Origin of the sequence: Pseudomonas morbosilactucae (assembly GCF_023241665.1) — a bacterium.
Lineage (GTDB): Bacteria > Pseudomonadota > Gammaproteobacteria > Pseudomonadales > Pseudomonadaceae > Aquipseudomonas > Aquipseudomonas morbosilactucae.
The window spans coordinates 1-14,906 of sequence record NZ_JALQCX010000048.1 but is presented as its reverse complement, the minus strand read 5'-3'; the positions used below and the strand labels follow the sequence as shown (position 1 = coordinate 14,906).

The following is a 14,906-nucleotide window of genomic DNA, read 5'->3' as shown; positions in this document are numbered from 1 at the left end:
TGATCGTGAGGCTTGACCATATAACACCCAAGCAATTTGCTTAAGAAGCGAGTTGCGGTGTGTGGAGACGAAACGAACCGAAAGTTCGAGATGCTCACAAAACACCGAAAGCTATCACATACCCAATTTGCTGAAGCGAGGCCATCTGGTCACGACTCAGTACCCGAATTTCTTGACGACCATAGAGCGTTGGAACCACCTGATCCCATCCCGAACTCAGCAGTGAAACGATGCATCGCCGATGGTAGTGTGGGGTTTCCCCATGTGAGAGTAGGTCATCGTCAAGATTAAATTCCGAAACCCCAATTGCGAAAGCAGTTGGGGTTTTTTTTGCGCGAGAAAAAACTTTATCCGTTGATCCGCTCCCGGGGTAATCGCGTCAAACCTCTTGGGTGGTTTTTGGTATGGTGCAGCTCGTTTTTTAATGGACTTAGAGTTCACCCGCACGGATCGGCGCTGACCTTTTATTTAACGAGAAGCTGTAGCAATGCCCGAACCCATCCCGATAAAGGATCACGAGAAAGAAACCCGCCTGGTCAACAAACGGCTGCTGGCCTGCGCGATGTTAGTGGTTGCCGTGACCTGCACCCTGGTCGGTCGCCTGTATTTCTTGCAGGTGGTGGAATTCGACTATCACTCCACCGTCTCTGAAAACAATCGTGTCCATGTACTGCCGATCACCCCGACCCGCGGCCTGATCTACGACCGCAATGGCGTAGTGCTTGCCGATAACCGGCCCAGCTTCAACCTGACCATCACCCGTGAACGCACCACCGACCTCAAGGGCGAGTTGGACGAGGTGATCAGCCTGCTGCATCTGCCGGCGGAAGATCGCGCGCTGTTCGACAAGGAAATGAAGCAGGCCCGCCATCCTTTCGTCCCGGTCACGCTGTTCTACGAGTTGACTGAAGAGCAGATCGCCGTCTTGGCGGTCAACGAATACCGCCTGCCGGGCCTGGACGTTGAAGCGCAGTTCGTGAGGCATTACCCCATGGGGGCGCATTTTGCCCACTCCATCGGCTACGTCGGCCGGATCAACGAGAAAGAAGCCAAGAGCCTCGACTCCGTGGAGTACCGCGGCACCCAGTCCATCGGCAAGACCGGTATCGAGAGGTTCTACGAGTCGGAGCTGCATGGCCACGTTGGCTATGAAGAGGTAGAAACCAACGCCCAGGGTCGGGTGATGCGGGTGCTCAAGCACACCGATCCGGTACCAGGCAAAAACATTGTCCTGAGCCTCGACGTGAAGCTCCAGGAGGCCGCAGAAGAGGCCTTGGGTGATCGCCGTGGTTCGGTGGTGGCGCTGGATCCGGCCACCGGCGAAGTGTTGGCGATGGTCAGCAAACCGAGTTTCGACCCCAACCTGTTCGTCACCGGTATCAGCTTCAAGGAATACGCGGCGCTGCACGACTCCATTGACCGGCCGCTGTTCAACCGTGTGCTGCGTGGCCTCTATGCACCGGGCTCGACCATCAAGCCGGAAGTCGCCATCGCCGGTCTCGACAGCGGCGTGGTCACGGCCTCCACGCGAGTATTCGATCCGGGCTACTACCAACTGCCCGACTTCGATCACAAGTACCGTAACTGGAACCACAGCGGCGACGGTTGGGTGGACATGGACGCCGCCATCATGCGCTCCAACGACACCTACTTCTACGACCTGGCCCACAAGCTGGGCATCGACCGCCTGCACGACTACATGGCCATGTTCGGTCTGGGCGAGAAGGTTTCCCTGGACATGTTCGAAGAGTCTGCCGGCTTGATGCCTTCCCAGGCCTGGAAGCGCGCCACCCGGCGTCAGCCATGGTTCCCTGGCGAGACGGTGATCCTCGGCATTGGCCAGGGTTACATGCAGGTCACGCCGTTGCAGCTGGCCCAAGCCACTGCGTTGATCGCCAATAAGGGCGTGTGGAACCGTCCGCACTTGGCCAAGACTGTGGATGGAGTGGCGCCGGTGGATGAGCACCCGATGCCGAATATCCTGCTCAAGGACCCGCGTGACTGGGAACAGGTCAATCACGGGATGCAGATGGTCATGCACGACCCTCGTGGCATCGCTCGCGCCAGTGCGGCCGGTGCGCAATACCGTATCGCCGGTAAAAGTGGTACCGCCCAGGTGGTGGCGATCAAGCAGGGTGAACGTTACAACCGCCTCAAGACCCGCGAGCGCAATCGTGACAACGCCTTGTTCGTCGGTTTTGCCCCGGCCGAGCATCCGCAGATCGTGATCTCGGTGATGATCGAAAACGGCGAGGCCGGTGGTCGCGTGGCCGGCCCTGTGGTGCGGCAGATCATGGACGCCTGGCTGCTGGACCAGGACGGCCACCTGAAGCCGCAATACGCCAGCCCCAGCAGCAAGGCGCCAGGCGCACCCCACGTCTGAGTCACATCAACAACGGGCTCCCCAGTACATGCTCACGCCGGTTGAGCATGTGCTGAAGGCCTTGCAGAAAAACGGTTTCGGCCTGGGTCATCTTCTGCTCGCGGTTCCACAGCAACTTGAGGTCGAAATCCACCACCCCTTCCTCCGGCGGCAAACGCCACAAAAGCCCTTGTTCGACCTCCCGCTGCACCAGGTGTGTGGGCAGGCAACCGATGCCTAAACCGGCGCTGACCAACCGATAGATTTCTTCGAAGCTGGTGGACGAGGCAATGATCTTGCCGGTGAACCCCTGTTGCTCGCGGAACAGGGTCAAGGGCGAGAGGTTGCCGCCCAACTGGTCGCTGGTGAAACTGACGAAATTTTCCATGGCCAACTGCGCCAGGCTCAGGTTCTGCTGGCCGAACAGGTGATGGCGCGGGCCGCAGAAATAGGCATAGCGCTCGCGAAACAGCACCCGTTGTTCCAGGCGTGGCTGGGGCAGGCGACACGGGCCAATGCCGAGGGTCGCGGTCTTTTGCAGCAGGGAACTGATGATGCTCGAACTGCCCAGCACCTCGACCTCAAACTCGATCTGCGGGTGGTTCTGATGAAAGTCGGCGAGAAACTCATCGTAGTGCCGAGCCTGCACGCCGCTGCTGATGAGGATCCGCACCTTGCCCGTCAGGTCATCCTGGCGGCTGGCCAGCACCGTGCCCAGGCGTGACACGTCGCCATAGATATCCGCCGCGATGCGCAGCACCTCCTCACCGGTCTGCGTCAGTTCGAAACGCCTGCCGCTGCGGGCAATCAAGCAGGCGTCCAAGTGCTCTTCCAGGCGCTTGAGGGCCTGGCTGACCGCCGACTGGGTGAGGTGCAGGCGCGCGGCGGCGCGACTGATGCTGCCTTCCTGGCCGATCACCAGAAAGGTGCGCAGCAGGTTCCAGTCCAGGCGGTCATTGAGAAAGCGCCGGCCGTCCCAGGCTGTGGAGGGTGGCGTGGAAGGCGGTAGGGAGAGGGGCATGTGAGTTCCTGGCAGTAGCCTGGCTAATAGTAAAGATAAGAATTCGAAAATTGACTAATCCTGGCACGACGGCGATAAAGCCCACAAGCGCCCGAGAGCGCCGGTGGACCAAGCCTGGCGTCCGCTCCCAACCTCCTGATAGCAATCGTTATCCCAAGAGCGGATGGCTGGCTTCGGGTGGGAACCGGAGACGCCGACAAGGCCCGCCCATCCCATCATCCTTGCCTGAGAGGTGCAGTCGTGAGCAAACCCGAACACATGAGCCCGGTCGAGTGGCAAGCCCGTTGCGAGCTGGCCGCGCTGTACCGGCTGGTGGCGCACTTTCGCATGACCGACCTGATCGATACCCACATCACCTTGCGCATCCCCGGGCCCGAGGAGCACTTCCTGATCAACCGCTACGGCGTGCTGTTCGAGCGGATGCGTGCCAGCGATCTGGTGCGTATCGACCAGCAAGGGCGCACGGTCGACCCCCATTACAGCGGCCATCGGGTCAATGCTGCGGGGTTTGTCATCCACTCGGCGATCCACCAGGCGCGCGCGGACCTGCACTGCGTAATCCACACCCACACCGCCGCTGGTATGGCAGTGGCTGCGCAAAAGCAGGGTTTGTTGCCCATCAGCCAGCATGCACTGAAGTTCTACGGCAAGCTGGCTTACCACACCTATGAAGGCATTGCCTTGTCCCTGGATGAGCGCGAGCGCCTGGTGACTGACCTGGGGCCGCACAAGGCGATGATCCTGCGCAATCACGGCCTGCTGGTGGGCGGCGCCAGCGTGGCCCATGCCTTCCACGAGATCCACTTTCTCGAACGGGCCTGCCAGGCTCAGGTCCAGGCGCTGTCTGGCGGCTCGGAGCTGCATTACCCGTCGCCCGAAGTCTGTGCCCACACCGCCGAGCAGTTCGAGGACGATGACGCCGATGACCTGATCCAGTTGGCCTGGGACGCGGCGCTGACCCTGATCGAAGACCAGCGGGCCTCCTACCTGTCCTGACGCCGCACGCCAATCAATACCTGCCCAGGCACGCCGCGTCGCAAACGGGGCTTGCCATTCGCTTGACGTTAACGTCAAGATGCTCCGGGTGCCGATTGGCTTGGCGCAGGTTTTGCTTGAGGGACGACAGTACACCCGAAACATCGGGTCAAACTTCCCTTTACTGCCATCTGAACCGGGTGTAGACATTGGCCTTGGCTTGCGTGCCCCGCGCGCCAAGGGAGTGGTCCGGGGAGGTAATGGGCGGACCGATTCGGAGCGCTTGATGACTCTTATAAAAACAACAAAGGGTGAGCCGTTACACGAAGCCCGGCTGGCCCGGGAAAAGCTCCACCTGGAAGGCGAAGTCCCCGATGGGGTGCTGCGTGCGGAAATCGATGCGTCATGGCGGCGCAGCCTCAGCCATGGTGTGCACGTCAGCGCGCAAACCGAACTGGCCCTGGAGTCCCGGGACAGTCTCGATGTGTTGCTGGCCAGCAACCGTCTGTTGCTGGATGCGGCCATGCCGGCCATTGATTACCTGGCCCAGCGCCAGGGCAAGGACGGGCTGATCATCCTCGCCAACTCCGACGCCACCATCCTGGCGCTGGAAGGCCGAGCCGACCGGCTCAAGGGCAGCGGCGTGCAGGACATCACCCTGGGTGCCTGCTGGAGCGAGGCCACCCGCGGCACCAACGCCCTCGGCACGGCCCTGGTGGAAGCCCGGCCGACCCAGATCGACTGCGGCGAACATTATCTTGACCGCCTGAGCCACTTCTCCTGCACCTCGGTGCCCATCTATTGCCCCCAGGGTGACATCCTCGGCGTGCTCGACCTGACCCGCGAAGGCCCCCTGGGCCGAGCCCAAGACAGCTCCGCGTTGTTGTCCATGGCGGTCAGCCAGATCGAAAGCCGTGTGTTCAACGCCAGCTACCCGGAGCAGATCGTTCTCGCCTTCCACAGCCGCCGGCAGTACCTCGAATCCCCGTGGCAGGGCCTAGTAGCGTTGAGCTTGGGCGGGCAGATCCTCGCGGTCAGCACCCAGGCCTGCCAACTGCTGCATGCCCCCCGTGAATCTCTGGTGGGCCGGCGTTGCGAGGAGTTTCTCGGCGTCGACAGCCTGCAATTGCTGGCCCGCCTGCAGCCCGGCGGTGTCGGTAGCTTGCAGACCGCCAAGGGTGAGTTGTTCTACAAGGCGGTGCGCGCGCCTCAGCGTTCGATCAATGTCAGCAGCGTGCCCCGCAGTACGCCCAAAACCACCCCGGCCGCGCCGTCACTGGAGAGCCTGGCCGGCAGCAACAGCCGTTACGCCCGAGCCCTGCGCATGGCCCGCCAAGGGCTGGCCAATGCCTTGCCGGTGCTGTTGCTAGGGGAAACCGGCACCGGCAAGGAGGTCATCGCCCGGGCCTTGCACATGGCCGGCAGCCGCGCCGACAAACCCTTTATCGCAGTCAATTGCGCGGCCATTCCCGAAGGCCTGATCGAGTCGGAACTCTTCGGCTACCGCGAAGGCGCCTTCACCGGCTCGCGGCGGGGCGGGATGATCGGGCGCCTGCAACAAGCCCATGGCGGCACTCTGTTTCTCGATGAAATCGGCGACATGCCCCTGGCCCTGCAAGCGCGTTTGCTGCGGGTCTTGCAGGATCGCAAAGTGGCGCCCCTCGGCGCAGGCGAAGAGCAGGACATCGACGTGGCGCTGATCTGCGCCACCCACCGCGACCTCAAGCAGCAAGTGGAAGACAAAGCCTTTCGCGAGGACCTGTTCTACCGCGTCAACGGCATCAGCGTGATGCTCCCGGCCCTGCGCGAGCGCGAGGATTTCAGCGAACTGGTGGGCAGCCTGCTGGCCCGCCTAGGCAGCCCCGGGGTGACCCTGGAAGACAACCTGCGCCGCTTGCTGGCGGCCTATCACTGGCCGGGCAACATCCGTCAGTTGGAAATGGTCCTGCGCACCGCCCTGGCCATGCGTGAGGCGGGGGAGGTGGCCCTGAGCCTGGAGCACCTGCCCGACAGCATGCTCGACGAGCTCAACGCCAGCGAGCGGCCCCACAGCGGCAGCATCCGCGAGAATGAACTGGAACTGATCCGTCAGTCCCTGGACAACCACCAGGGCAACGTCTCGGCCGCCGCCGACGCCCTGGGCATCAGCCGCGCGACCCTGTATCGCAAGCTCAAACAGTTGCGTAGTTGATGCGGCGGCTTATCGGTCGGTTGGTGGACAGCCCCAACCCCGAAGCGTTGCAAGCCGCCTTGCAGTGGTTGTACGGCTTTGTCCGGCCTCAGCGCCTGGCCATCGCCGGGCTGTTGGGGCTGTCGGTCTGCGCCTCGTCGCTGGTGCTGGTGCAGCCCTGGTTGACCAAGTTGCTGATCGACGACGGCTTGCTGGCGCGCAACTTCTCCATGCTGGTGCTGATCGCCGGGCTGATGATCCTCGCCGGGTTGCTCGGCACCGCCTTGTCGGGCGTCAATCGCTACCTGCACACGCGCCTGTCCGGGCGCATCCTCTTTGCCCTGCGGGACGATCTGTACCGGCACCTGCAAACCCTGTCGCCGAGCTTCTACGGCCAGCGGCGCATCGGTGACCTGATGTCACGCCTGGACGGTGACGTCGCCGAGATCCAGCGCTTTGCCGTGGATTCGCTGTTCTCCGCAGTGTCCAGCGTGATCGGCCTGGTGGTGGCCCTGGCCATGCTGCTGACCCTGTCCTGGAAGCTGTCGCTGCTGGCGCTGGTATTGATTCCCCTGGACGTGCTCTGGCTGCGCTGGATGCGGCGCAAGGTCGAACGGGATGTGCGCCAGTTGCGCGAGCGTTCGGCGGACATGTCGTCGTTCATGGTCGAGACCCTGCCGGTGATGAAGTTCATCCAGAGCGCCGGCCAGCAGCAGCGTGAAGCCCGGCGCCTGGAGCAGTTGGGGCAGGGCTACATGAGCCAGTTGCTGCGCCTGCAAGTCACCGAGTTCTTCACCCAGGCGGTGCCCGGCACCTTGACCTCGCTGTCCCGGGCCTGCGCCTTTCTGATTGGCGGCTATTGGGTGGTCCAGGGCACCTGGCAACTGGGGGCGCTGATCGCCTTTTCCACCTATCTGGGCATGGCCGTGGGGCCGGTGCAGAGCCTGCTGGGGCTGTACGTGGCGATCCAGCGCATGACCGTGAGCCTGGGTCGGGTCATGGAGTTGCGGGGCGAAGCGCCGAGCGTGACCTCGCCCGCCGTGGTGCAGCCGATGCCGAGCACCGGCCACTTGAGCTTTCACGGCGTGCACTTTGCCCACCCGGGGCGCGCAGTGACCTTGCGGGGCATCGAAGCGCAGATTCCCTATGGTTTGAAAGTCGCCCTGAGCGGTGCCTCCGGGGTGGGCAAATCGACCCTGATCGACCTGTTGCAACGCCATCACGACCCGCAGGCCGGCCAGGTGCTGTTGGACGGCATTGATCTGCGCCAGCTCGACCTGTTTGAACTGCGGCGGCGCATTGCCGTGGTCAGCCAGGACATCGTGCTGTTCCGTGGCAGCCTGGCCGACAACCTGGCCTACAGCTGCCCCCACGCCAGCCGCGAAGCCGTGGCCGAAGTGGCGCGCCTGGCCCAGTTGGACAGCCTGATCGCCTCCCTGCCCGAAGGCCTGGACAGCCCCTTGGGCGAGCGCGGCCAGCAACTTTCCGGCGGCCAGAAACAACGCATCGCTATCGCCCGCGCCTTGCTTCAGGACCCGTTGATTCTGGTGATGGACGAAGCCACGTCCGCGGTGGATGAAAGCACCGAGCGCGAAGTGATCGAGGCCATCGACCGGCTGTTTGCCGGGCGCACCCGCATCTTGATCAGCCATCGCCCCTCCACACTGGCCGACGCCGACCTGCGCTTCGAACTGGTGGACGGCGTGTTGCGTTCATTCCCGGTGCCCCATGACGCCTGAGTTGCGGGTCGGGGTTGTCGACAGCGGGCACTCGCCGGCGCAGCAGGGGCGGGTGCGCGGCGGCCGACGTTTTTACCTGGAAGTCGAGGGATTGGGCGAGGCCGAGTTGCAGTTCGACCCCTTGGGACACGGCACGGCCATTATCGAGGCTATCGACCGCCGCGCGCCCCGAGCCTCGATCTACATGGCCCAGGTGTTCGACCAGCGCGGGGTCACCAGTGCCCTGCAAATCGCCGCCGCCATCTACTGGTTGCTGGAGCAGGACGTGCGCCTGATCAACCTCAGCCTCGGCCTGCGCCAGGACCGCAGCTTGTTGCGCGAAGCTTGCGCCGCAGCGGTGGCCCGTGGGGTGCTGCTGTGCGCATCGAGCCCGGCCCAAGGCGAGGGTGTGTACCCGGCCCTTTACCCGGGCGTGCTGCGGGTGACCGGGGACGCTCGCTGCAGTGTCGATCAGTGGTCCTGGCTGGGCACTTCCCAGGCGGATTTCGCCGCCTGTGTGCGCGGCAACCAGCCCGGCCAGTCCGGGGCCAGCCTGGGGTGCGCGGCGTTGAGCGGGCATATCGCCGCCTACCTGGACGCTCACCCCGGCGCCGGCAACTTGCAAGTCAGCCAGTGGCTGCGGGACAACGCGGCTTACCAAGGTCCTGAACGGCGACAGCCCGCATGCAGACCGTAATCATTCTAGGGGCGGGCCCGGCCGGCGCCGCTGTGGCCCTGGGCCTGCGCCGCCTCGATTACCCGGTGACCCTGATCAGTGACTGGCGGCGCTTTCCGGCTTTGGAGGGCGTCTCCGTGCGGGTCCTCGAAGCTTTGCGCGGTGCGGGCTTGGAGCAGGCCTTGGGCGATGCTTTGCAGGCCTCGCAGCGGCAGGTGGCGTGGAACGGCGAGACCCATGCGCAGAACATCGAATACCTGCTGGACCGCCCGACCTTCGACCGAGCCCTGCGCGAGGCCCTGGTCCTGGCCGGGGTGCGGCTGATCGCTGGCCGGGTAGTGGCCGTGGACGCCAGCGGAGGAGGGCATCGGGTGCGGGTAGAAGGCCAGGACGAGGTGCGGGGCGCATTTCTGGTGGACGCCCGTGGGCGCCAGGCCCCGGCCTTGGGCAGGAGTGCCGGGGAGGGCCTGCGTGGGCCGGAAACCGTCAGCCTGCTCAATCGTTGGCAGGGCCCCACTGGCAGTGCGGCGAGTGCGGTGCACAGCCTGCGCGACGGTTGGGCCTGGATGGCGCGGCGGCAGGACGGTCAGTGTTATTGGCAGCTCACGGTGGACGTGGCCAGCGCCACACTCCCGGGCAAGGCGCAGTTGCTTGAGTACTGTCGCCAGCGCCGTCGTGACTGCGCCATGGCCCAGGATTTTTTTGCCGGCGGCGACGAGCACGAGTTGCACCTGCATGCCCGCAGCAGCACAGCGATTCTCAGTCCTCAGGTGTGCGGCGATCACTGGTTGCGAGTCGGCGATGCGGCGATGGCGGTGGACCCGTTGTCGGGCAATGGCATGTTCCAGTCCCTGTCTTCGGCCCTGCAAGCGCCGGCGGTGATCAACACCTTGCTGCAAAGGCCGGAACGGGCGGCCCTGGCGCGCCGTTTTTATGAGGCCCGGGTGCGGCAGCTGTTTTTGCGTTTTGCCCGCATCGGCCGAGATTTTTACGCCGACGAGCAACGGTGGGCAGAGCAGCCGTTTTGGCAGGCTCGGCGACAATGGCCGGACCAGGAGATGGCGCATGCTGCGGTGGATTTCGCGTCCTTGCGCATCGAGCGTGCCCCGGTGTTGCGTGATGGCCTGGTGGACGAAGCCGAGGTGGTGATCACCCCGGACCAACCCTTGGGTGTCTGGCACGTGCAGGGCGTTGAGCTGGCGCCCCTGTTGCGTCGGCTGCAGCAACAATCACCCGCCCAAGCCCTGGCTGGCCTGAATCCGGAACAAGACCGCGCTGTACGCGGCTGGCTGCTAGGCCAAGGCTACCGCCCCCCTGGGTAGGAGCTGGCTTGCCAGCGATAGCGCCCCCAAGGCCAACGCCACGCCCAAGGCCGCCCCGCCGACAAGCCGAGGTTCAACTATCCCCCCGACTTGCAACGGCCAGCGGTCAGTCACTGGTATTGAGGTATACCCGGTGGCCGCCTTTCCAGGTTTCGCAGACCTTGATGTCCCTGATGGCAGTGGCCGGGACTTTTTCGTCCAGCGGGTCCTGCTCGAGGATCACAAAGTCAGCGAAGTTCTGATCCTGCAACGACCCGGTCCAACGCTCGGCATGGCACTGCCAGGCCGCGTCGTAGGTGATGGCCTTCAAGGCCTGTTTGCGGGTCAGGCACTCGCCTTCGTTGAGGATCGGTTGCAGCCGAGGGTCCTGGACAAACTGCTGGCTGGCATCGCGGATGCCTTCCATCTTGCGGGTCACCGCCTGTTCCATCGAGCGCAGCGGCCCCAGTGGCGTCACCGTACAGTCGCTGTGCAGGGTGATCTTCAGCTGTTGTTCCAGGGCCGACTGGCACAGGTCGAGCATCGTTTCGGCGCGCTTTTCGAAAATCGCCTGCTTGAAGGCGTAGCCCCAGTACCCGACATGACCAATCAGGAAGCTCGGCGAAACGCCCAGGCGCTGCATGGTGGCGAGGGTTGACGGGGTCAGCAGCGAGCAGTGTTCGATGCGATGGCGTTTTTCCAGGCCGCTCTGGCCCTGCAAGGCTTCTTCATAGGCTTGCAGGGTGAACTCGATGGCCCGGTCGCCGTTGGCGTGGATCATCAATGGCCAGCCGGTGTCGAGGGCACTGCGCACCACGTTCTGGTAAGCCTTGGGTGTTTTCAGCGGGGTAGTGTCCTCGTCGCAGAAATTGAAGTTGCCCACCGGGCGCTTGGTCTGGCAGCAGTAGTCCGTGGACTGGTAGCCCGTCAGGCCTTGGTTGGAGCCGTCCGACACCAGCTTGACCGAGCCTTGATAGATCTGTTTGGCTTCTTCCCGACTGGCGGGGCGGTAGGGCGGCAGCTGTTGAATGCTTTCGGCCGTGCCTGTGCAAGCGGCGGCGTAACCGATGCGCAGCCTTCTCGGGTGGGTCAGGAAGTAGATGTCCAATACCAGCTTCGCCACGGGCTCCATCATCGCGTCATACAGCAACGTAATGCCGCGTCGGGCCGCCGTGTCGAAGTAGTGGTCGATGCGCTTGAAGATGTTCAGCATTTCCAGTTGCTGCTTGAGGGGAATGGATTTGATCGCGACGGCGACGTCCCCCTCCTGCAGGACGCCGTCCTTGGCGCGGATGCCGGTTTTTTCAAATACCGCATCGCTTGCCGCGGTGTTCAGGTAGGCGGTGTGCATGGACGCGCTGATCAGCAGCATCGGGTGCTGCTTGTCGATGGTGTCCAGGTTGCCGATGTCGTCGCCGGGGCCGCAGTGCAGGGTAATCAGTTTGTTCAGGCCTCCGGGGACTACCTCAAAGGGCATCAGCGCCGGGTCGACCATGTGCCCAAGGATCCAGCTCGAGCTGTCCTGGGGCAGGTTGCTCTGGATGGTGTGGGTCAGCCAGTCCCAGTTGTAAGTGGGGCGCAGCCGTTGGTTCTTGTGCTCGTCCGGGTTGTCGGTATCAATCGCGCCCAGGTTCAGCCAGCCGTCCATGGCGCAGCTTTGCACGATGTGGGCGTGGGGTTCGATCAGGCCGGGTAACAGGGTTTTGCCGTTCAACGGCTGCTTGTCGTAGTCAATGCCCAGGGCTTGCATGCGCGCTTCGACGCTGGCCAGGGTGCCTGAGGCGACTACGTCGCCGGCATGGATGCCCAGGGCTTCGACCCGTTCATCCATGTTGCCGTCGCGCAGGGGGTAGATGGTACCGGCGTAAAACACGATGGACTCGCCGCTCGGCTCCTGTCCCAGGTCCTGCGCGCTGCGTGTCGGGTGGGGAGTGTGGCTGGCGGGGTTGAGGCTGTCCTTCAAGGCGTCCCAGACGGGGTTGTGGCAACCGCACTGGACGTAATCGTGATCATTTCCTTTTGATCCCATGATGCTTTCCTCAGGTTTTCGGTGGTTTGAGGCCTTGTGGGTTGATGAGCCCGGTCCTGATGCCAGGTGGCGAAACGGCTCGCGCTCAGCGTAGCAGCGGTTTTCGCCGTGAGCGGGGCAATTGCCGGAGGGCGCGCGCGGAGCCAGGTGCGCCGGATCACGGGGCGGCGCACTTGGCAGGGCGGATGGTCGCTGTAGCGAGTTGCAGGGGGTCAGAGTTTGATCAGCACCGATTTCAGCTCGGTGTAATGCTCGATCGCCGCGTAGCCCATTTCCCGGCCGACGCCCGACATCTTGTAGCCGCCAAAGGGCAGGGCCGGGTCCAGGGCGCTGTGGCAGTTGACCCATACCGAACCGGATTTGATCTTCGGAATCATCCGGTGCACGGCGGCCAGGTCATTGGACCAGATGCTCGCTCCCAAACCGTAGGGGCTGTCGTTGGCCATGCGCAGGGCGTCGGCTTCGTCGTCAAAGGGGATTGCCACCAGCACCGGGCCGAAGATTTCTTCCTGGACCAGGGAGTGCTTCTGGTCGACGTCGACAATCACCGTGGGTTTGACGAAGTAGCCCGGGCCGAATTGCTCGCCGCCGCAGGCCAGGGTGGCGCCGCTTTCGCGGCCCATTTCAATGTAGCGGTAGACCCGTTCCTGCTGCCGCGCGGAAATCAGCGGGCCCATGTCCACGCTGCTGTCCAGGCCGTTGCCGAGTTTCATGGCATTGGCGATGTCGGCGATGTCGCCCACTACCCGGTCGAAATGTTTGCGCTGCACGTACAGGCGCGAGCCGGCGCAGCACACTTGACCCTGGTTGAAGAAAATCGCACTGGCGGCCCCCGCCGCAGCGCTGTCGAGGTCGGCGTCGGTCATGACGATGGTCGGTGATTTGCCCCCCAGTTCCAGGGTTACCCGGGTCATGGAGTCCATGGCGATCTTGCCGATTTCCTTGCCCACCGCCGTGGAGCCGGTGAAGGTCAGCTTGTCCACCAGGGGGTTATGGGTCAGGGCGCTACCGGCGGTGATACCGGTGCCGGTCACCACGTTGAATACGCCTTCGGGGTAGCCGGCTTCCTGCACCAGTTCGGCCAGTTTCAACGCACTCAGCGGGGTCTCGTCGGCGGGCTTGAGCACCACCGTGCAGCCGGTGGCCAGGGCCGGGCCGAGCTTCCAGCAGGCCAGCAGCAGGGGGAAGTTCCAGGCGACGATGGCGCCCACCACGCCCACCGCCTCGCGGCGGATAAAGCTGTGGAACTGGTCGTTGGGCATCAGCGGCAGGGACACGTCGACGCTGGCCCCTTCGATCTTGGTCGCCCAGCCGGCCATGTAGCGCAGGAAGTCGATGGACAACTGCACATCCATGACCTGAGCCACGGCGGCGCTCTTGCCGTTGTTCAGGCATTCCAACTGAGCCAGCAGCTCGGCGTCGCGCTGCATTAGGTCGGCGAGTTTCCACAGCAGGTTCTGCCGTTCCCGGGGCCGGGTGCGGCTCCAGGCGGAATCGTCGAAGGCCCGGCGCGCCGCCAGTACCGCGCGGTCGACATCATCCACCGTGGCCCGGGGCACCAGGCACAGCTGTTCGCCGGTGGCGGGGTTGCGCAGGGGCATGGTCTGGCCGTCGGCGGCCTCGACCCATTCGGCGCCGATCAGCATGCGCGGGGCGCGTTGGATAAATGCCGTGGTGGCGGGAAGCAGGGATGCGATGGCCATGACTGGACCTCTTGTTGTGCGTGAGGCCTGGGCTTTCGCAATGGCTGTGCCAATCCTCGACGTACGCCCCAGAGTGCCGGTTTGCACGGTGTGGCTGGCCCGGCAGCGAGACGGGCGTGAGCGCACAGGTCGCAAACTGCGACAGGCTTGAGACGGATTCTCAGGTTGGATGGCGTAAGGGGGCGACCCAAGGGGCAATGCAGTGGGGGGATTCGGTGCGCAGGTTGGGGGGGCGCTTAAAATGTCCATTTCGCGCTAATCAATAGGGAGTTCACGGGAGACGGTCGGTTAGGGCGCTGCCTAGAGTGGGCGCGTCGAAAAGGAGAGTCGCTGTCATGCCAATTCACCGTGGGCCCGTCCTGGCCTTGTTCACCTTGCTGGCCGGTTGTGCCTGGGGGCCTGGCCGGCCGCCGAGCAGCAGCCTGGCCTTGCCGTCCGTTATGCCCGTGAGTCAGAGCCCCGGTTGGGCAGGCCCGTGGTGGACCTTGTACCGCGACCCGGCATTGAACGCCGCGGTGCAAGAAGCCTTGACCCACAACCGTGACCTGCGGGTGCCGCGGCCAACCTGTTGGAAGCCCGGGCGGCCCTGCGCGAGACAGACACCCAGCGGCAACCGAGCACGGCATTGCGGGCCAACGCCGGTTATGGCCGCACCGAGGATGATCAGTGGGAAGCGGCGCAGGACCAGAGCCAGCACATCCGCACCGGCACCCGCTACGGCCTCGGCCTGGAGGTGCAGTGGGAGGTGGACCTGTTCGGGCGCCTGCAAGGGTTGGTCGCTGCCTCGACCGCCGACGCCGAGTCGGCCCGGGCGCCGAGGACGGTGTGCGCGTGCTGGTGGCTGCGCAGACCACTCGCGCCTGGTTGCAGGCGTGCAGTGACGGGCAGCGCCTGGCCGTGGCCCAAGAGTCCCTGGCGCTGGCGCAACGCAGCCAGGCGCTGACCGTCGAT

The 14,906-nt window shown here is 64.1% G+C and carries 10 protein-coding genes and 1 rRNA gene; 8 read left to right on the top strand and 3 right to left on the bottom strand.

Annotation, left to right across the window (positions count from 1 at the left end):
- Nucleotides 1-171 precede the first annotated feature (171 nt).
- Both rrf and mrdA read left to right on the top strand, forming a co-directional pair.
- Nucleotides 172-287 (top strand): 5S ribosomal RNA (rrf, locus tag M1B35_RS23375).
- A gap of 200 nt (nucleotides 288-487) precedes the next feature.
- The gene (mrdA, locus tag M1B35_RS23370) at nucleotides 488-2,383 is read left to right on the top strand and encodes a penicillin-binding protein 2 (protein ID WP_123335007.1); all 1,896 of its coding nucleotides are present in this window, start codon (nucleotides 488-490) and stop codon (nucleotides 2,381-2,383) included.
- Between the two features lies 1 nt (nucleotide 2,384).
- On the opposite strand, the gene M1B35_RS23365 is transcribed toward mrdA, so the two are convergent.
- Nucleotides 2,385-3,383, bottom strand: coding sequence for a LysR family transcriptional regulator (locus M1B35_RS23365; RefSeq protein WP_268263226.1), 999 nt, complete (start codon nucleotides 3,381-3,383; stop codon nucleotides 2,385-2,387).
- A 240-nt stretch (nucleotides 3,384-3,623) separates the two neighbouring features.
- Between M1B35_RS23365 and M1B35_RS23360 the strand changes: the two genes are divergently transcribed.
- From M1B35_RS23360 to qhpG, 5 genes are all read left to right on the top strand, one after another.
- Nucleotides 3,624-4,379: a class II aldolase/adducin family protein gene (locus M1B35_RS23360; RefSeq protein ID WP_268263225.1), complete on the top strand. Its 756-nt coding sequence runs from the start codon at nucleotides 3,624-3,626 to the stop codon at nucleotides 4,377-4,379.
- A gap of 265 nt (nucleotides 4,380-4,644) precedes the next feature.
- Complete coding sequence (locus M1B35_RS23355) at nucleotides 4,645-6,549, top strand: sigma-54-dependent Fis family transcriptional regulator (protein WP_268263224.1); 1,905 nt, start codon at nucleotides 4,645-4,647, stop codon at nucleotides 6,547-6,549.
- On the top strand, nucleotides 6,549-8,267 hold the full coding sequence (locus M1B35_RS23350) for an ABC transporter ATP-binding protein (RefSeq protein ID WP_268263223.1): 1,719 nt from the start codon (nucleotides 6,549-6,551) through the stop codon (nucleotides 8,265-8,267). Before M1B35_RS23355 ends, M1B35_RS23350 begins: the two co-directional genes overlap by 1 nt.
- Entirely contained in the window at nucleotides 8,257-8,943 is a 687-nt protein-coding gene (qhpE, locus tag M1B35_RS23345; RefSeq protein WP_123335017.1) for a subtilisin-like serine protease QhpE, read from the top strand. Before M1B35_RS23350 ends, qhpE begins: the two co-directional genes overlap by 11 nt.
- Nucleotides 8,931-10,244, top strand: coding sequence for a flavin-dependent monooxygenase QhpG (gene qhpG / locus M1B35_RS23340; RefSeq protein ID WP_268263222.1), 1,314 nt, complete (start codon nucleotides 8,931-8,933; stop codon nucleotides 10,242-10,244). Before qhpE ends, qhpG begins: the two co-directional genes overlap by 13 nt.
- Before the next feature lie 106 nt (nucleotides 10,245-10,350).
- Here the strand turns inward: qhpG and M1B35_RS23335 are convergent, their stop codons facing one another.
- Both M1B35_RS23335 and M1B35_RS23330 read right to left on the bottom strand, forming a co-directional pair.
- Nucleotides 10,351-12,252 (bottom strand): amidohydrolase, encoded by a 1,902-nt coding sequence (locus tag M1B35_RS23335; protein ID WP_268263221.1) that lies wholly within the window; start codon nucleotides 12,250-12,252, stop codon nucleotides 10,351-10,353.
- 212 nt (nucleotides 12,253-12,464) lie between these two features.
- A complete protein-coding gene (locus tag M1B35_RS23330) occupies nucleotides 12,465-13,955 on the bottom strand; it encodes an aldehyde dehydrogenase family protein (RefSeq protein ID WP_123335023.1) in 1,491 nt (496 codons plus the stop codon).
- 738 nt (nucleotides 13,956-14,693) lie between these two features.
- Here M1B35_RS23330 and M1B35_RS23325 point away from each other — a divergent pair.
- A partial coding sequence (locus M1B35_RS23325) for a hypothetical protein (protein WP_268263220.1) occupies nucleotides 14,694-14,906 on the top strand: 213 nt, incomplete at its 3' end.